Genomic DNA, 16,032 nt, shown 5'->3' with positions numbered 1-16,032 from the left:
GATTCTATCGATTGTCAGGCAGGCAAGATCTGCGTTGAGCACTGCAGATCAAGAAATCATTGAATGACCTAAAAACAAAGAGGAAGATCAGAATTAGCTTGAAGGCATCAGGAAGGAGCAGCTCGGATTTGAACTGGACGGTTCAGCTATCTGCGACCCGTTTATGATGGCACTGTTCCTTGGTGATCCACGATTATAGAAAGCAGAGCTGGCGGCGAAACCATTGGCCTGTGGGGTGGGAGAGCATTTGTCCCTGATACACGTATAACAGAATGGCTAAATACCGCGAACTGTTAAAAATCCGAGACTCTTTCCTCATGCCTTCAACAGCAAAGGGAAAATGATACAAATCAGAAACTAGCACTTGACATTGGCTTTTACATAACAGCCCCGGGCAGCTCACGTCCGTAATCATCTGATTCCTGGAGTACAAGTGAGGTTCTTACGAAGACAGAGTTCACGTTAAACATTTCTTAAAGATCTGCCTGCTTTTTTCTTAATGCAGTTCTTTTTACAATGAAAACAGAGCAAGGGGAAAAGATCATATGAGTACAGTCCTGATCGTAGATGATGAAAAGGATATTGTTTCAGCATTGAAAATCTATCTGTCCGGCCAGCAGTATGACCTGCTGGAAGCTTATACAGGAAAAGAAGCACTGGATGTCATGAAAGACCAGCCGGTAGATCTTGTCCTGATGGATATCATGATGCCGGAGATGGATGGCATCACGGCCGTGGCGAAGATCCGGGAAACCTCGAATGTCCCGATCATCCTGCTGACGGCAAAGAGCGAGGATTCCGATAAGGTGCTCGGTCTGGACATCGGGGCAGATGACTACATCACAAAGCCCTTCAGTCCGGCTGAAGTGATTGCGAGGGTGAAGAGTGCGCTGCGCAGGTATCAGCGGCTTGGCGGGACCGTGCAGCAGAAAGATGTGCTCGAGATCGGACCGATCCGCCTCGATGATGCCAGAAAGGAAGTGACTGCCGATGGCGAGGAAGTATCGCTGACCCCGATGGAATTCGGCATCCTGAAACTGCTCATGAAGAATCCGGGGAAAGTATTCACCTCGGAAGAAATCTACCGGAGTGTCTGGAATGAAGAACCATTAGGTGCAGAAGGCGTGATTGCGGTGCATATCCGCCATCTGCGGGAAAAGCTTGAAATTGATCCGGGCAAGCCCAGATATCTCAAAGTAGTCTGGGGCCAGGGATATAAGATGGAGGACTGCAGAAGATGAAGAAGATCATCGAAAATCCGGTTCTGAAAATACTGGGCGTGATCCTGATCGGCGTATTGCTGGCGGGGGAGACGGTGCTTTACCAGGTTCAGCAGGAACAGAGCAGCTATTCTCTGGATACGGTGAATCCGGCAGGTACTTATTATGAGACGAATGCCTGCTACGTGAACATGCTGGAAGAAGCAGAATCGGTGGCAGAAACATATATGGGCGAAGGAACCCGCTTTGAGAAGCTGCAGGGTCTCAATGATCGCTTTTCTCCTCAGAAATCCAATTCCCGCTATCAGATTGAAAGCGCGGATGGAAAGCTGGTCGGCAATAATTTCCGGGAGAGTGAGACATACGGAATCACCGTGAAGTTCCCGGTCTCCTTCACGGAGGAATCTGCTTTCATCGCATCCGATTCCGAAGATGCGCTCTGGTTCGTGACGATCGGGGTGACGGATCCGATCACCGTAAACGATCGGTATATGGCAAGCTATTCAGAATTCCTGCGAATCTCTAAGCTGCCATCATGGCGGGTGCTGTCATTTGTCAGGATTGCGGTCTATGGCCTGGTCATTGCCCTGCTGGTATGGGAATGCTGTGCGGCCGGACACCGGAAGGGAAAAGAAGGCATCACGATCTCGTGGCTGGATCGGATTCCGTATGAGTTCGCTCTGCTTGCCCTCGTGATTCTGATGTTCCTCTGGAATGGAAATTACAGCAATCCGATCATCACCGGAATTGCCGGCATCTTCTTATCGGTCTTCGTGATCTCGACGGCCACCCGCATCAAATCCGGAACGCTTTACTCCGGCATGATGCTTTCTCATCTGATCCATCTGCTGCAGACCGGGAATACCGGACTGAATGTTCTGATCGTGATCTGTCTATTGATGATGTATGTGCAGACGTTTTATCTGGCCAGGACGTATTTCATCGATGCCGCCGCAGTCATTCTCCTGATCGCTGCTGATGCGGTTCTGACCTATCATCTGATGATGACTCTGTATGGCACCCGGGTGCTCTCTGAGGCGGCAGATCAGCTCGCTTCGGGAAATCTCGAATATCGGATTGAGGAATCCTCGAAGAAGAGACTCTTCGGTTCCATGCATCAGCTGGCCGATTCTCTGAATTCGATCGGGGAAGGCATGAAGATCGCTGTCCGGGATCAGATGAAGGCTGAGCGCATGCAGGCAGCTCTGATCACGAATGTGAGCCACGACCTGAAGACTCCGCTGACTTCAATCATCAGCTATGCAGATCTGCTGCAGAAGGAACATACGACAGAACAGGAAAAGGAGTATCTTGAAGTTCTCAGCCGGCAGTCTCAGAGACTCAAGCGATTGAGCGAAGACATCGTCGAAGCAAGCAAGGCTTCTTCCGGCATGATCCGGGCAGAGATCACGGATGTCTCCTTGAAGGAGCTTTCTGAGCAGGCGGCTGCGGAGTATCAGGAAAAGCTTGAACAGGCTGAAGTGGAGCTGATCATGGATCTGAAACCGGAGAATCCGGTGGTCAAAGCAGATGGAAGGCTTTTATGGCGGGTGCTTTCGAATCTTCTGAGCAATGTGGTAAAGTATGCTCAGCCAGGCACAAGATCGTATTTTTCCAGCCGGGAAGAAATACCAGGAATGATCACGATTTCGCTGAAGAATACGAGCAGAGAGCAGCTGAATATCGAACCGGAAGAACTCATGGAACGCTTTGTCAGAGGAGATAACTCCCGGCATTCCGAAGGATCCGGCCTCGGTCTCAGCATTGCCCGTTCCCTGACTGAGACGATGGGCGGAACCTTCCGCCTTTCGATCCAGGGAGATCTCTTCATCGCAGAGATCACGCTGCCAATGGCAGAAAGGAAGGCGGCATGAACCGCAAGCGCAGGTATTATTTCGGAAAACGGAAACCAGTGAAGAAGCCGGCCGAGCAGCTGAGCGAGGAAGAACGGAAGAAGATTCTGAAGGAATCTCCCCTCTATCAGAAGTCCCTGCTCGTGAAGCCTCATAAAGAACCAGGGAAAAAGTGATTTCATGAAGCACTGTGCATAGCCGGGTACAGTGCTTTTTTATGACGCCTCGATAATAAGGCCATGGAGGTGCTGAATATGAATCTGATCAGAAGTCAGGGACTCGAAGAGCTGAGCCCGGAACAATGCTTTGTATTGCTGAAGGAATGGGAGAATCATCAGAGTGCTTCAGAGACTGCCGCAATGCTCGGAGTTTCAAGGAGTCATGCGATGAGATGTCTGCAGGAGATCAATCAGATCCTGGAAGGGAGGACAGAACATGCTGACGCGTACCGGGCGTAGACTGCTGGAAGAAGATCCGGAAGGAGCTGCCAGAGCGATTGCCGCAGCGGACCAGGAACTGAAGGAACATGCTGACCTGAGCAAAGACAAAGCCCAGGTGCTGAAAGATTGCTGGGTGCAGAAGACAGATATGGATTCTGCGGCTAGAAAGCTTGGCATGAAACGGGAGACCGTGCAGATGTGGTATTATCGCTTTGCCATGATGGAAATGCGGCAGGCGATTCAGGAATGCAGGGTATCCTGATCTGGTAAGCGCTTGCAATGGGGTTCCGGAAAGCTGATAATAGAACAAGACAGAGGCGTTTCCGGAGAATCATAGATCTGCTGCAGCATGGTTTTTCGGATCGCCTCAGAAGAATGACAGGAGTGAAGAAAGAACATGCGTTTTGTAGATTCCATTGAAAAGAAAGAAGACGGCGGAAAGCTCACGAAAGAAGAAATCCAGTCCATGGTGACCGGATATGTCGATGGCTCGATTCCGGATTATCAGATGTCTGCCATGATGATGGCGATTCTCCTGAAAGGGATGGATGCGGAAGAAGCGACAGAGCTCACGATGGCGATGATGCATTCCGGAGATGTCGTGGATCTCAGCGATCTGCCTGGCGTGAAGCTTGATAAGCACAGCACCGGCGGCGTCGGCGATACGACGACACTTGTGGTTGCACCGCTTGTTGCAGCATGCGGCGGAACCGTGGCGAAGATGAGCGGCAGAGGACTCGGCCATACGGGCGGAACCCTCGATAAGCTGGAATCAGTGCCTGGCACATGCATTGAGCAGCCGATGGATCGGTTCAAGGAAATCGTCCGCCAGAATGGCGTATGCGTCATCGGTCAGTCAGGCAATCTCGTTCCGGCTGATAAGAAGATGTATGCATTAAGAGATGTCACGGCGACAGTTCGCTCAATTCCGCTGATTGCGTCCTCGATCATGTCGAAGAAGCTGGCAGCTGGTGCAGATGCGATTGTCCTCGATGTGAAGACCGGAAGCGGTGCCTTCATGCGGACGAAGGAAGAAGCGTTTGAGCTTGCCAAGCTGATGACGAACATCGGCAAGCTGGCCGGAAGAGAAGTCAGAGCAGTCGTTACGGATATGAACCAGCCGCTCGGCATGGCAGTGGGCAATGCCCTCGAAGTCCAGGAAGCAGTGGAACTGCTCAGCGGCATGATCCCGGAAACAGATCCGCTTTATGAAGTATGCATGCTGCTGGGAAGCCAGATGCTGCAGATGGGGAAGCTGGCTGCAGATGATGCAGAGGCCAAGGCAATGCTGAAGACTCATATCGAGGATGGCAGCGGCCTTGCAAAGCTGCAGAATATGTTCCGTCTCTTAGGCGGCGATGCTTCTTATGTCAGCGTCGAAGGCATGAAGAAGCTGGTTGCTGTAAAGAAAAACATTGATGTCTGCGCAGATCGTGATGGCTATATTTCGTCCATGGCAGCAGAACAGATCGGTACTGCAGCTCAGCTGCTTGGTGCCGGCCGTGCAAAGAAAGAAGACAAGGTCGACCCGGCGGTGGGTCTGGTCATGAAGGTGCGCTGCGGCAGAAAGGTTCAGAAAGGCGATCCGCTCTGCACGCTGTATGTCAATGAGGAAAAGAACCTCGATGATGCAATCGCGCTCCTCAAGCAGGCGATTCACATCACCCCGGAACTTGGCGAAGTAGAACCGATGGTCTACGGGCTTGTGACTGCTGACTGAAACAAAGGTGTCTGTCCAGAAAGGATGGACACTTTTTTCTGCAGACTTCCTGGCATTTATTCCGGCTCAGCTGTTTCCGGAACATCTGATCCGAAGCGACCATGATTCATAAGTGTCCTGTAAATTCTTGAGATTTCATAAGCATGATAGAACTGTACATTCATATCTGTCCGGAATCAGGTTCAGGCTCCCTCCCTAAGACTCCGGAAACGAGAGATCCGTTTGATCTTCTGAAGGAATTCGTTCTGATGATCGGATCCCTCGCTCTCTTCCTTTCGACATGGAGTCAGCTGAGAAAACGCCGCGAATAAGATGCTGCATCTGTCTTCTGATTGAGGACAGGTGTTTTTCTTTCATATGCAGAACCTTTCTTTCTTCAATGATGGTATGATGAAACACACACAGGAGGAACGAACCCATGCGCAGTGACATGTACGATCAGGAAGTGATGAATCTGATTCATGAACTGAGAACCTCCGGGTCTCCCTCCGAGAAATCTGCAGAGCGTCTATTGCAGATCGGCCGCAGTATGCAGGAAGAGCATCTGCTTGGCATCGCTCTTTACTTCAAGGCAAGAATTCATTTCCAGAAATCGCTGGAAATGGATGAGACGCTCGCAGAGCTGACTGAAGCTGCAGTTCATGCAGAAGCTGCGCATGATTTTGATACGCTTTGTTCGTCGTATATCCTGCTTGGCATCGTTTCGGATCTGCATTGCAACTATCCGCTGGCTGCAGCGTATTTCATCAAGGCAAGAAGCTATTGTTCCGAGGCCAAGCAGAGTCAGCGCTATTATGCCGTGGTGGCTGCCAATATCTGCCATATCTTCTATGAGGTTCATGAATACGAGAAAGCAGCGTTCTACAACCAGATTTCCATTGAGAAGCTGGAACAGATGCCGGATGATCCGCAGCGTTCCCAGGATCTTTCATCCTGTCATGTCATGGCGGCTGCACTGGCCATTGAGAATGGCGCGGATATCTGCAAGGCGGAAGCGGAATGCGAGCAGGCAGAATCGTTTCGCGGAAAGCCAGGCTGGGATGAGATCAGCGACCTTGATGTGCTGATCACAAAGATCCAGATTGCCGGAGCTAAGAATGATACGGGAGAAGTAAGAAAGCTGTTCCGGGAATTCCTGCCGAGACAGAAGAAGTTTCCGGTCACTGCCGATTCGGTTGATAATCTGCTCTCGCTGATTTCTCTTCTGATCCGTCTGAAGGAGATGGATGCGTGCAGCGAGCTGTTTGCGTATCTGGATCAGAATATGGCTACAGAGATTCCGGGTGTCCTGATGAAGTTTGATGATCTGCGGATGCAGTTTGCCAAAGCACTTGGCGATCAGGCAGAAGAAAACCGGATTGCCATGAAATACTATGAAGAAAGCTCCCGCAAACTTCAGGAAGAAGACCGGGCAGCAGTGATAGCTGTAGAAGGGTCTCTCTCAGGGGCAAGACTTGCCGAAGAGAATGTACGGTTATTGAAAGAGGCAGAGGCCGATGCTCTGACGGGTCTTGCCAACCGGTATGCCCTGAACCGCCATGGGGAAGAAGCGTATGAACGCTGCTATCGCAATCAGCAGAATCTCGGTGTTGAGATTCTCGATGTCGATTACTTCAAGGAGTTCAATGACTCCTATGGCCACCAGAAGGGCGACAGCTGCCTGCAGGCGGCTGCCGAAGTGCTGAAGCAGCTGGCGGAAGAAGATCCGCGCATGTATCCGGCAAGATACGGCGGCGATGAGATAGTTGTCATCTATGAGAATATGACCGAAGCAGAGATGCAGGATAAAGTGAAGCTTATTTCGGAACGGATCGGTGCATTGAAGATTCCGCATGCAAAGTCCCAGGTTTCTTCATATGTCTCAGTATCGCAAGGCGTATACTGGCATGTGCCGCTGCCGGTCAACCGTTTATGGGACTACACGTCCGGTGCGGATTATGCCCTGTATTATGTGAAAAATCATCATAAGGGCAGCTGGTTCATCACGAGACACTCCATTCGCAAGGGCGTGGAGCCCGTCGGTGCGAAGGGCTGGGAAGAGACATGCTGAATATCATCGGCGTGATTCTGATCCTCGTGCAGTTTCTGATGGACGGCATCAGTCTTGCGCATGGCGGCAGAGTATTTGCAGAAGGAATCGACCTTCTGAAGTGGTATGCACCAGGACTTTCCGGAGTCGTTCTCCTGCTGATTTTCCAGGCAGTGCAGAACCACCGGATCCGGGCGGCAGAACAGAAAGCAGAACACAGATTATGACAGAAGTCAGTATTCTTTTCGGAATTGAAGGAGCGAAGCAGGCACAGGGAACCGCAGTGATCATCGATGTGTTCCGGGCCTTCACGCTGGAAGCGTATCTGTATGCATTCCATGCAGAGAACATCTATGCGGTCGCTTCCGTCGAAGAAGCACTTGCATGGAAACAGAACGATCCTTCCGTGCTCCTATGCGGAGAACGTGACGGGAAGATCTGTCCCGGCTTTGACTTCGGCAATTCGCCGGGATCCATTGCCGGAAAGGACTTTTCCGGAAAGACGATCATCCATACGACGACCAATGGCGTCCAGGGCATTGCCTCCTGCGAGAAGGCTTCTGAGGTGCTGACCGGTTCGCTTGTCAATGCGAAAGCAACAGCAGACTATATCCGCAGCCAGAATCCGCAGCTCGTGAGCCTGGTATGCATGGGCTGGAAGGGCAGGCAGACGGAAGAAGATCAGCTGTGTGCAGACTATCTGAAAGCACTGATCGAAGGAAAGCCTTTCCCGCAGCTGGAAGAACGTGCTCTTGCCCTGAAAGGGCAGGAAGGGAAGAAGTTCTTCGATCCTGGCCAGCAGGACGTATTCCCGGAGACGGATTTCTGGATGTGCATTAAGCATGACCTTTTCCCGTTTGTCATTCAGGCAGTGAAAGAAGGAAGCTGCTATCATAACCGGAAGCTGGAGGTATGAATGCCCAGAAAATACTTCTTCTTTGATATCGACGGCACGCTGACCGACGATGCGACGCATAAGATCGTGCCGAGTGCTGAGCGCACGCTCCATGCCCTGGAGACCAATGGCCATTTTGTCTCCATTGCGACCGGAAGAGCACATTATAAAGCCCAGGGATTTGCGGATTCGATCGGAATCAGGAATATGGTATGCAATGGCGGCGAATGCCTGGTGCTGGATGGAAAGGTCATCGAGAACCGGCCGCTGGATCATGAGACTGCAATGTTTCTGGTGCATCATGCCGAGAAAGCAGGCCTTGGCTATCTGCTCATGACGGATGACAGCGACCGGGTGCTCATGAAGGATACCCGCTTTCTGGAACAGGCCGGAAGAAGGACGGAACTGACCACGTATGTGCTGGATCCGGACCTTGTTCCTGAGGAGATTCCCCAGATCTTCAAAGTCTATATCGCGATGACAAAGGAACAGGAACCAGATAATCCATGGATTCAGAAGCAGGGACATCTGCGCATGGGTCCGGGCTATCTGAACTTCCAGCACGATGCTAAGAAAGACGGCATCCTGAGAATGCTGAAAGCAGTAGACGGAAACGAATCAGACGTCGTTGTCTTCGGAGATGCGGTGAATGATCTGGTGATGTTCGATCCCCGCTGGACGAGCATTGCCATGGGCAATGGCATGCAGGAACTGAAAGACAAGGCAGACTATGTGACGGCAGCCAATATCGATGATGGCATTGAGAAAGCATGCAGGAGGTTCGGATGGATCTGAAAAAGACAGCGAGATGGGAAGCGGCGATCTTCTTCGTGATGATGCTCGTTTCTTCCTGGTCGGAAACAACGGTTTCTTCCGGGGCGTTCTATATTTTCGCACTGATTGCGGCGGGTATTTCCGTGCTGGTCTACTTTGCCGGCATGCGTTTTCTGCCGAAGCTTCATGAAAAGGGAACCAGCTGGAAGCTGGTTCTGGCCAGCGGGATTGCCGGTGCGCTTGCTGGTCTGTTGATGGCGATTGCCTCAGGCAGTTTCTCAGCGGCCGGTGCACTCATGCTGGTGATGTTTCTGGGCGGCATCCTGTTCGGATTTCTGTACTGGATCGTGAATCTGCAGATCCTGAAGTACCTGGAGTCTTCCGGTACTTCCTGGAAAGAGTAGTTTTCTATGTGGCTGGATCTTCTCGTTTTCGTGATTGCCATCCTGCTGCATCATGCGGGCGTGTTCTGAAAAAGCGCTTGATGACCTTGCTTTCTGGTGATACTATATACAGGCGCCAAAACGCAGCCACTGTTCCGCTGGCCGCATCGGGACTATGAGCAGATCGGCGAAAACGATAAAGGAGAATAGACATGAGACTCGATTTAGTAGACAAGATCACAAAAGATCAGATCCGCAACGACATTCCTGATTTCCGTCCGGGCGATACGCTCAAGGTATTTGTCCGTATCCGTGAAGGTGAGAAGTCCCGTATTCAGCTGTTCGAAGGTGTTGTAGTAGGCATGCAGAACGGCGGCATCGGCGAGACATTCACCGTCCGCAAGATTTCTAACGGCGTCGGCGTTCAGCGTACATTCCCGAAGAACAGCCCGATCATCGATCACATCGAAGTGGCTCGCCGTGGTAAGGTCCGCAGAGCTAAGCTCACCTACCTCAAGGGACGTTCCGCAAAGAATTCCCGTATCAAGGAAGATCGTTAATCAGATCAGAAAGTGCCGCAAGGCACTTTTTCTTCTCCTTCCATGGTATAATCAGTTTCCAGAGGTACATGCATGGCCGAGAAGAAACAGAAGAAGAACACCGGGCTGAAGGTCATCCTGGTGATCCTGATTGCTGCAATCATCGGGTTATTCGGGTATTCCCGCATCAAGACCAAAGTGGTGAAGCAGGCCGCCGAAGTCGTGGTCAGAGACCAGCTGAAAAACTATGGCATCACCGACAGCCAGATTGATTCCGTCCTGAATCAGATTGATGAGCAGGATCAGGAAACCATCACGAACATCGTCAGCGATCATGTGAGTGTCTCTTCCATCCAGGAAGTGCAGAAGTATGTCGCATCCGGAGACCTGCAGGGACTGGCCGAATATGCTGAGAGCGAGCTCTCTGATACGGAGAAGCAGGAACTGACAGACCTGGCAGCAAAGTATAAGAACCAGATCGTTCTTCCGTAATAAAAGCCTCATTGCTGAGGCTGATAGATGATTGAAACTGTGCGATAGCTGCACAGTTTTTTTTACGAATGGCACTCTTCCTGAAGCCGTTCCTTGAACCAGGCAGTGCGGTTGTCCATCGATTCAATTGCGTTGATCAGCTCCTGATCATGGCGCACATTCAGCTTGAACACATATCGCTTCACGAACTGCTTCTGGTAGGATTCATTGTATTTCATGCGTTTCTGCCGGGTATCCGGTCTTTTCTTTCTGCCCATTTTCCTGTTCTCCGATCTGATTGGTATACCAATCATTATAAAACAATGATGGCCGGATGGCAATTCCTCTCTGAACTTTGAGATATTGAAAACTGAGGTATAATGAGCGAATGAAAGCAGGTGTCATATATGGATAGCGAAGAAACGAAAAACGAGTCTGAAGTACCGGAACCGAAGAAAAGTTCGTTCTGGTCCGAGACCTGGGATTTCATCCGGACACTTGTGATCTCGATGATCTGCGTGTTCCTGGTGGCGCACTTCCTGGTGCGGCCGATCCGGGTGCAGGGCAATTCGATGTATCCGACGCTGGAATCCGAGTCCGTCGGTCTGGCCAATGTGCTTAGCGTCGAAATGGGAGATCTGAACCGGTTTGATATTGCAATCATCTATCTGCCGGAGAAGAAGGAATATCTGGTCAAGCGCATCATCGGTTTACCGGGAGAAACGGTTTCCTATACCGATGGCCAGCTTTATATCAACGGAGAACCCGTGGATGAACCATTCCTGAATGCGGACTATACGTCTCAATGGGGTGATGAGTTCATGAGCGATGTTGAACCCATCACCTTAGGTGAAGATGAATATTACTGCCTCGGCGACAATCGTCCGAACAGCCGTGACAGCCGCTACTACGGACCATTCACGAATAGCCAGATCATTGCCAAAGGTGCACTGATTCTCTGGCCGTTCTCTGATTTCGGAGTGAAGTCATGGTAGCCATTCAGTGGTATCCGGGCCATATGGAAAAAGCCCGCCGGGAGATGAGCGATCACCTCAAGGCGGTGGACATGGTCATTGAATTGCGTGATGCCAGAATCCCGAAAAGCTCCCGCAACCCGATGCTGGATCAGATGGCGCAGGGAAAACCGAAGCTGATTCTGTTAAGCAAAGCAGATCTAGCCGACCCCGAAGAAACGGAGAAGTGGCTGAAGAGCCTCGGAACCAAGCCGGATCAGAAAGCGATGGCCCTCGATCTTCAGAAAGACAATTCGTATCGGCAGAAGATTGTTTCTGCCTGTCTGGAACTGACTGAGCCAAAGCGGCAGCGGATGATCCGCAGGGGCATTCATCCCCGGCCGATGCGGGCCATGGTATGCGGCGTTCCGAATGCCGGCAAGTCCACGCTCATCAACCGCATTGCCGGAAAGAACCAGGTCAGAACTGCTGATAAGCCAGGCGTGACCAGAAAGCTCGTCTGGATCAAGGCAGACCCGAATCTTGAAATTCTGGATACGCCAGGGGTCTTATGGCCGAAGTTCAGCGATCCGAAGACCGGATCCTTATTAGCCGCAACGGGTGCGATCAATGAAGACATCCTGAACCTGGAAGAAATCGCCATGGATACGATTCATATGATCCGTTTGAGATATCCGGGCGTTCTGGAAGCAGCATATGGAGCAGAGGAAAACATCAGAACCGATGTGATGCTTGATCAGATTGCCGTATACCGGCATCTAGCTGCGGCAGGGGAACAGCCCGACCGCAAGCGCGCAGCGGGATTGTTTCTGCATGAGATGCGCCGGGGCAGACTCGGCCGCTTTACCCTGGAGTCGCCTGATGAAAATGAAAACAGCACATCTGTGTCCGAATGAATATGAACACGCCTTCTGGACAGAAGGAAAACTGGTCATCGGTCTCGATGAGGCAGGAAGAGGACCGTTAGCCGGTCCTTTAAGTGTGGCCGGTGTCATCTTTCCGATCGGCTATGAGAATCCGGACATCTATGATTCCAAAGCTCTCAGCGAGAAAAAGAGGGAAAAGCTGTATGACCAGATTCTTGAAGATGCGCTGTGGGCAGAGGTCATTGAAGTCTCTCCGGCAGACATTGACCGCTATGATATCTATCACGCTGATATGCGGGCAATGGAGCAGATTGCTGCAGAAAGCGGCGTTTCATGCATCCTGACCGATGCGATGCCGTTTCAGAACGGAACGGAAGTGATTTCGTTAGTCAAAGGGGACCAGAAGAGCATTTCCATCGCCGCTGCGAGCATCCTTGCCAAGGTAACAAGAGACCGGATCATGGTTCAGTATGATCAGGAATATCCGCAGTATGGCTTTGCCAAGCACAAGGGCTATCCGACAAAGCAGCATCTCGAGGCCCTTCGGAAATACGGCATCACCCCCATCCATCGCAGAAGTTTCAGACCGGTCGCAGTGCAGCAGGAACAGCTCGATCTGTTTCCAGATGAGAAATAGGCAGGAACGCATATAACAGAATTGATGATGATGGCATTTTCCATGCACTGCATCATTTCGGACTGATCTGAAGGAACCTGGGATTTCTTCTGCTATAGAGAGGCAGGAGGAGTTTCTGGTTTATGACAAGTGAACGTGCACTGCTGGCAGCATATGCCGTGCGCTATCGGGGCGAATGGAAGAAGATTGCCGCAGCTATCGCAAGGAAGGAACCTGTATCCATTCCGGAGGTGAAAGAGCCTTATCTGACGATTGCCGATGAGGCATATCCGGCTTCGCTCAGAAGACTGCGCTTTCCGCCCTGGGTATTGTTTTATGAGGGAAATCTCGAATTGCTGAGGTATCCGGCCGTGACCATCATCGGCTCCCGGGAGATGCATGCCTATGGCAGAGCGATGACGGAACTTGCGGCTTCGATTCTGTGCGAGCACTATGTGCTTGTGTCAGGACTTGCAAAGGGAGTGGATGGAACGGTGCATCGCACAGCCCTCGAACATGGGGGTCATACGATCGGGGTGATCGGCTGCGGGCTGAATGTTGCCTATCCCCGCTGCAACCAGGATCTCTATCAGCGCATGTCAGAAGACCATCTGATCCTGAGCGAATATCCCCGTGATACGATGCCGGAATCCTGGCATTTTCCATGGCGCAACCGGATTCTGGCAGCGCTTGGCGAAGCGGTGATCGTCACCGAAGCAAGGCGGACGAGCGGCACGATGCATACGGTGAATGAAGCCATTGCCCTGAGCAGGGAGGTATGGTGTGTTCCTTATCCATATGGAGCAGAAGAGGGAGAAGGGTGCAACCTTCTGATCTCAGAAGGTGCGAATCTCTTAGTGAATGAGGATTCCCTGAAAGACCTCACGAATGCCGCAAAGGACAGAAGGCTTGCAGAAAACTGCGGAAGTGTTGTATAAACAGGTAGTATTTTGAGGTAGCAGAGCATATGAAAGATCTCGTGATAGTAGAGTCTCCGTCCAAATCGAAGACCATTCAGAAATATCTGGGAAACGGATATGAAGTAGTTTCCAGCAAAGGACATATCCGCGACCTGGCAATCCGCGGAAAAGACGGACTCGGGGTTGACATTGAGGATCACTTCAAGCCGACTTATGAGATTTCCAAGGACAAGGAAGAAACCGTCAAGGAGCTTCAGAAGCTCGCTTCCCATAGTGACAAAGTGTATCTGGCAACCGACCCGGATCGTGAGGGAGAAGCCATTTCCTGGCATCTGGCTCAGGTGCTGGATTTACCGGAAGATGAAGTAGACCGGGTGACGTTCCATGAAATCACCCATGATGCCGTCCAGGAAGCATTTTCCAAGCCGCGGACCATTGACATGGACCTTGTCCATTCCCAGGAAACCCGCAGAATTCTGGACCGCATCATCGGTTTCAAGCTTTCCAAGCTATTGCATAACAAGATCCGTTCCAAGTCAGCCGGCCGCGTGCAGTCTGTCGCGCTGAAGCTGATCGTCGAGCGCGAGAAGGAAATCCAGGCATTCGTTCCGGAGGAATACTGGACCATCGATGCGAAATTTGCCAAGGATGGCAAGGAATTCACGGCCAGCCTTTCCAAGATCAATGGCCAGAAGGCAGAACTCCATAATCAGGAAGAAGCAGACAAGGCCTTTGAGCAGTGCCAGGGAGAATTCACCGTCACTGCCATCAAGCCGACTTCCAAGAGCACGGCAGCGTTCAAGCCGTTTATCACGTCCACCCTGCAGCAGGAAGCTTCGACGAAGCTCGGCTTCTCGGCAAAACGGACCATGGCGATTGCTCAGCGCCTCTATGAAGGCATCGATATTGGCAATGGTCAGGAAGGTCTTATCACCTATATGCGTACCGACTCGACACGTCTGTCTGATGTATATATGAAGGCAGCTCATGAACGGATCGGTTCGTTATACGGAAAAGAGTATCAGGGCTTCTATCATGCCAAGAATGATGCCAATGCTCAGGATGCTCATGAAGCAATCCGGCCGACGAATCTCGACAATGATCCGGAGAAGATCAAGTCCTATCTGACCAATGAGCAGTACCGCCTGTATAAGATGATCTATGCAAGAGCGCTGGCTTCCCAGATGGCGAATGCGAAGTTCTCGGGCGAATCACTGGTGCTTTCCAGGAATGGCTATGACTTCACGGCGAGTGGCAGCCGCATGGTATTCGATGGCTGGCTGAAAGTATACGGAGATTACTATTCCAGCAAGGATACGCTGTTACCGGAACTGAGCGAGAATGAGAAGCTCACTCCGACAGAGATCAAGCCGAATCAGCATTTCACAGAACCGCCGGCTCGCTATACCGAAGCAAAGCTGATCAAGGAGATGGAAGAAGAAGGCATCGGCCGTCCTTCTACCTATGCCATGATCATCGATACGATTCAGGCAAGAGGCTATGTCGAGCTGAAGCGGGCAACCGAGAAGTCCAAGACCAAGGTATTCTTCCCGACGGAACAGGGAGAACTGACCGTGGAGAAGCTGGATGAATTCTTCTCGAGCATCATCAATGTCCGCTATACCGCAGACATGGAGACGGACCTCGATGAGATCGCCGAAGGCAAGGCAGATGAAGTGGAAACGCTGACAGCGTTCTGGAAGAAGTTCTCGCCGCTGCTGGACGAGGCCTATGAAAAGATGGAGAAAATCCAGCCGGAGAAGGTCGGAGAGAAGTGCCCGGAGTGCGGAGGAGATCTGGTCTACCGCAATGGCCGGTTCGGCAAGTTCATCTCGTGTTCCAATTTCCCGAAGTGCCGCTATACGAGACAGCTCGACGGCAAGGAGAAAGAGAAGCCGGAGCCGACCGGAAAGATCTGCCCGGAGTGCGGAGGTGAGCTGCTGAAGCGCAAGAGCCGCTTCGGGACGTATTTCCTCGGCTGTTCGAACTTCCCGAAGTGCCGCTATATGGAAAACCTCGACGGCGAACGCATCCTTTCGAAGAAAGAACGCTACGCGAAGAAGCAGGAAGAAAAAGCGGAAGCAGCACCGGCCGAGAAGAAAACCGCCAGGAAAACTGCGACGAAGAAGACTGCAGCGAAGAAGACCACCACGAAGAAAACAGCTGCAGCGAAGAAGTCTCCGGCAAAGAAAACCACCACGAAAAAAACAGCCGCCCGGAAGAAAACCGCAGCGAAGACGGAATCAGCAGAGTAGCATCAGACCGGGGCAATTCCCGGTTTTTTATCAGAAGAAGCACCAGGAAGCAGAAGAATCAGACAGTCTGAGAGTGA

The 16,032-nt window shown here is 51.5% G+C and carries 20 protein-coding genes; 19 read left to right on the top strand and 1 reads right to left on the bottom strand.

What is annotated here, in order from left to right:
* Positions 1 to 545 precede the first annotated feature (545 nt).
* The 14 genes from C7E00_RS09640 (at position 546) to C7E00_RS09585 (ending at position 10,345) form a co-directional block, all read left to right on the top strand.
* The gene (locus C7E00_RS09640) at positions 546 to 1,241 is read left to right on the top strand and encodes a response regulator transcription factor (RefSeq protein WP_105304096.1); all 696 of its coding nucleotides are present in this window, start codon (positions 546 to 548) and stop codon (positions 1,239 to 1,241) included.
* Positions 1,238 to 3,094, top strand: coding sequence for a sensor histidine kinase (locus C7E00_RS09635; protein ID WP_105304095.1), 1,857 nt, complete (start codon positions 1,238 to 1,240; stop codon positions 3,092 to 3,094). Before C7E00_RS09640 ends, C7E00_RS09635 begins: the two co-directional genes overlap by 4 nt.
* On the top strand, positions 3,091 to 3,249 hold the full coding sequence (locus tag C7E00_RS16215) for a hypothetical protein (protein WP_154505313.1): 159 nt from the start codon (positions 3,091 to 3,093) through the stop codon (positions 3,247 to 3,249). Before C7E00_RS09635 ends, C7E00_RS16215 begins: the two co-directional genes overlap by 4 nt.
* Before the next feature lie 78 nt (positions 3,250 to 3,327).
* Positions 3,328 to 3,531: a hypothetical protein gene (locus C7E00_RS09630; protein ID WP_105304094.1), complete on the top strand. Its 204-nt coding sequence runs from the start codon at positions 3,328 to 3,330 to the stop codon at positions 3,529 to 3,531.
* Positions 3,509 to 3,775 carry a hypothetical protein gene (locus tag C7E00_RS09625; protein ID WP_105304093.1) on the top strand — a complete coding sequence of 89 codons (267 nt, stop codon included), beginning with the start codon at positions 3,509 to 3,511 and terminating at the stop codon, positions 3,773 to 3,775. Before C7E00_RS09630 ends, C7E00_RS09625 begins: the two co-directional genes overlap by 23 nt.
* A 135-nt stretch (positions 3,776 to 3,910) precedes the next feature.
* A complete protein-coding gene (locus tag C7E00_RS09620; protein WP_105304092.1) occupies positions 3,911 to 5,233 on the top strand; it encodes a thymidine phosphorylase in 1,323 nt (440 codons plus the stop codon).
* A 143-nt stretch (positions 5,234 to 5,376) separates the two neighbouring features.
* Positions 5,377 to 5,544, top strand: coding sequence for a hypothetical protein (locus C7E00_RS16210; protein WP_167836550.1), 168 nt, complete (start codon positions 5,377 to 5,379; stop codon positions 5,542 to 5,544).
* Positions 5,545 to 5,651: 107 nt separating this feature from the next.
* On the top strand, positions 5,652 to 7,283 hold the full coding sequence (locus C7E00_RS09615; RefSeq protein WP_105304091.1) for a GGDEF domain-containing protein: 1,632 nt from the start codon (positions 5,652 to 5,654) through the stop codon (positions 7,281 to 7,283).
* On the top strand, positions 7,277 to 7,489 hold the full coding sequence (locus C7E00_RS09610) for a hypothetical protein (RefSeq protein ID WP_105304090.1): 213 nt from the start codon (positions 7,277 to 7,279) through the stop codon (positions 7,487 to 7,489). Before C7E00_RS09615 ends, C7E00_RS09610 begins: the two co-directional genes overlap by 7 nt.
* Positions 7,486 to 8,178 carry a 2-phosphosulfolactate phosphatase gene (locus tag C7E00_RS09605; RefSeq protein WP_105304089.1) on the top strand — a complete coding sequence of 231 codons (693 nt, stop codon included), beginning with the start codon at positions 7,486 to 7,488 and terminating at the stop codon, positions 8,176 to 8,178. The genes C7E00_RS09610 and C7E00_RS09605 overlap by 4 nt, the downstream gene beginning before the upstream one ends.
* Positions 8,179 to 8,952: an HAD-IIB family hydrolase gene (locus C7E00_RS09600; protein ID WP_105304088.1), complete on the top strand. Its 774-nt coding sequence runs from the start codon at positions 8,179 to 8,181 to the stop codon at positions 8,950 to 8,952. It begins immediately after the preceding gene.
* Positions 8,943 to 9,335 carry a hypothetical protein gene (locus C7E00_RS09595; RefSeq protein WP_105304087.1) on the top strand — a complete coding sequence of 131 codons (393 nt, stop codon included), beginning with the start codon at positions 8,943 to 8,945 and terminating at the stop codon, positions 9,333 to 9,335. Before C7E00_RS09600 ends, C7E00_RS09595 begins: the two co-directional genes overlap by 10 nt.
* A 191-nt stretch (positions 9,336 to 9,526) precedes the next feature.
* A complete protein-coding gene (gene rplS, locus C7E00_RS09590; RefSeq protein ID WP_105304086.1) occupies positions 9,527 to 9,874 on the top strand; it encodes a 50S ribosomal protein L19 in 348 nt (115 codons plus the stop codon).
* Between the two features lie 72 nt (positions 9,875 to 9,946).
* Entirely contained in the window at positions 9,947 to 10,345 is a 399-nt protein-coding gene (locus C7E00_RS09585; protein WP_105304085.1) for a hypothetical protein, read from the top strand.
* 62 nt (positions 10,346 to 10,407) lie between these two features.
* On the opposite strand, the gene C7E00_RS09580 is transcribed toward C7E00_RS09585, so the two are convergent.
* Positions 10,408 to 10,602 carry a hypothetical protein gene (locus C7E00_RS09580; RefSeq protein ID WP_105304084.1) on the bottom strand — a complete coding sequence of 65 codons (195 nt, stop codon included), beginning with the start codon at positions 10,600 to 10,602 and terminating at the stop codon, positions 10,408 to 10,410.
* A gap of 129 nt (positions 10,603 to 10,731) precedes the next feature.
* On the opposite strand from C7E00_RS09580, the gene lepB reads away from it, so the two are divergent.
* The 5 genes from lepB to topA all read left to right on the top strand — a co-directional run bounded on the left by lepB (position 10,732) and on the right by topA (position 15,955).
* Positions 10,732 to 11,319, top strand: coding sequence for a signal peptidase I (gene lepB, locus C7E00_RS09575; RefSeq protein ID WP_105304083.1), 588 nt, complete (start codon positions 10,732 to 10,734; stop codon positions 11,317 to 11,319).
* Entirely contained in the window at positions 11,313 to 12,194 is an 882-nt protein-coding gene (ylqF, locus tag C7E00_RS09570) for a ribosome biogenesis GTPase YlqF (RefSeq protein ID WP_105304082.1), read from the top strand. The genes lepB and ylqF overlap by 7 nt, the downstream gene beginning before the upstream one ends.
* Complete coding sequence (locus C7E00_RS09565; protein ID WP_105304081.1) at positions 12,166 to 12,801, top strand: ribonuclease HII; 636 nt, start codon at positions 12,166 to 12,168, stop codon at positions 12,799 to 12,801. Before ylqF ends, C7E00_RS09565 begins: the two co-directional genes overlap by 29 nt.
* 122 nt (positions 12,802 to 12,923) lie before the next feature.
* Positions 12,924 to 13,718, top strand: coding sequence for a DNA-processing protein DprA (dprA, locus tag C7E00_RS09560; protein ID WP_105304080.1), 795 nt, complete (start codon positions 12,924 to 12,926; stop codon positions 13,716 to 13,718).
* Between the two features lie 29 nt (positions 13,719 to 13,747).
* Positions 13,748 to 15,955 carry a type I DNA topoisomerase gene (gene topA, locus C7E00_RS09555; protein ID WP_105304079.1) on the top strand — a complete coding sequence of 736 codons (2,208 nt, stop codon included), beginning with the start codon at positions 13,748 to 13,750 and terminating at the stop codon, positions 15,953 to 15,955.
* The last annotated feature ends 77 nt before the right edge of the window (positions 15,956 to 16,032 follow it).

It is taken from the genome of Anaerolactibacter massiliensis, from assembly GCF_900290205.1.
Classification (GTDB): Bacteria; Bacillota_I; Bacilli_A; order Erysipelotrichales; family Erysipelotrichaceae; genus Bulleidia; species Bulleidia intestinalis.
This window is presented reverse-complemented; position numbering and strand designations above follow the sequence as displayed.

Coding starts and splice junctions, on each gene's coding strand:
- C7E00_RS09565 (WP_105304081.1), top strand. CDS start 12,166: ATGAAAACAGCACATCTGTGTCCGAATGAATATGAACACGCCTTCTGG.
- C7E00_RS16215 (WP_154505313.1), top strand. CDS start 3,091: ATGAACCGCAAGCGCAGGTATTATTTCGGAAAACGGAAACCAGTGAAG.
- C7E00_RS09580 (WP_105304084.1), bottom strand. CDS start 10,602: ATGGGCAGAAAGAAAAGACCGGATACCCGGCAGAAACGCATGAAATAC.
- C7E00_RS09620 (WP_105304092.1), top strand. CDS start 3,911: ATGCGTTTTGTAGATTCCATTGAAAAGAAAGAAGACGGCGGAAAGCTC.
- C7E00_RS09640 (WP_105304096.1), top strand. CDS start 546: ATGAGTACAGTCCTGATCGTAGATGATGAAAAGGATATTGTTTCAGCA.
- rplS (WP_105304086.1), top strand. CDS start 9,527: ATGAGACTCGATTTAGTAGACAAGATCACAAAAGATCAGATCCGCAAC.
- C7E00_RS09625 (WP_105304093.1), top strand. CDS start 3,509: ATGCTGACGCGTACCGGGCGTAGACTGCTGGAAGAAGATCCGGAAGGA.
- dprA (WP_105304080.1), top strand. CDS start 12,924: ATGACAAGTGAACGTGCACTGCTGGCAGCATATGCCGTGCGCTATCGG.
- topA (WP_105304079.1), top strand. CDS start 13,748: ATGAAAGATCTCGTGATAGTAGAGTCTCCGTCCAAATCGAAGACCATT.
- C7E00_RS09615 (WP_105304091.1), top strand. CDS start 5,652: ATGCGCAGTGACATGTACGATCAGGAAGTGATGAATCTGATTCATGAA.
- C7E00_RS16210 (WP_167836550.1), top strand. CDS start 5,377: ATGATAGAACTGTACATTCATATCTGTCCGGAATCAGGTTCAGGCTCC.
- C7E00_RS09635 (WP_105304095.1), top strand. CDS start 1,238: ATGAAGAAGATCATCGAAAATCCGGTTCTGAAAATACTGGGCGTGATC.
- C7E00_RS09595 (WP_105304087.1), top strand. CDS start 8,943: ATGGATCTGAAAAAGACAGCGAGATGGGAAGCGGCGATCTTCTTCGTG.
- C7E00_RS09630 (WP_105304094.1), top strand. CDS start 3,328: ATGAATCTGATCAGAAGTCAGGGACTCGAAGAGCTGAGCCCGGAACAA.
- C7E00_RS09600 (WP_105304088.1), top strand. CDS start 8,179: ATGCCCAGAAAATACTTCTTCTTTGATATCGACGGCACGCTGACCGAC.
- C7E00_RS09610 (WP_105304090.1), top strand. CDS start 7,277: ATGCTGAATATCATCGGCGTGATTCTGATCCTCGTGCAGTTTCTGATG.
- C7E00_RS09585 (WP_105304085.1), top strand. CDS start 9,947: ATGGCCGAGAAGAAACAGAAGAAGAACACCGGGCTGAAGGTCATCCTG.
- ylqF (WP_105304082.1), top strand. CDS start 11,313: ATGGTAGCCATTCAGTGGTATCCGGGCCATATGGAAAAAGCCCGCCGG.
- C7E00_RS09605 (WP_105304089.1), top strand. CDS start 7,486: ATGACAGAAGTCAGTATTCTTTTCGGAATTGAAGGAGCGAAGCAGGCA.
- lepB (WP_105304083.1), top strand. CDS start 10,732: ATGGATAGCGAAGAAACGAAAAACGAGTCTGAAGTACCGGAACCGAAG.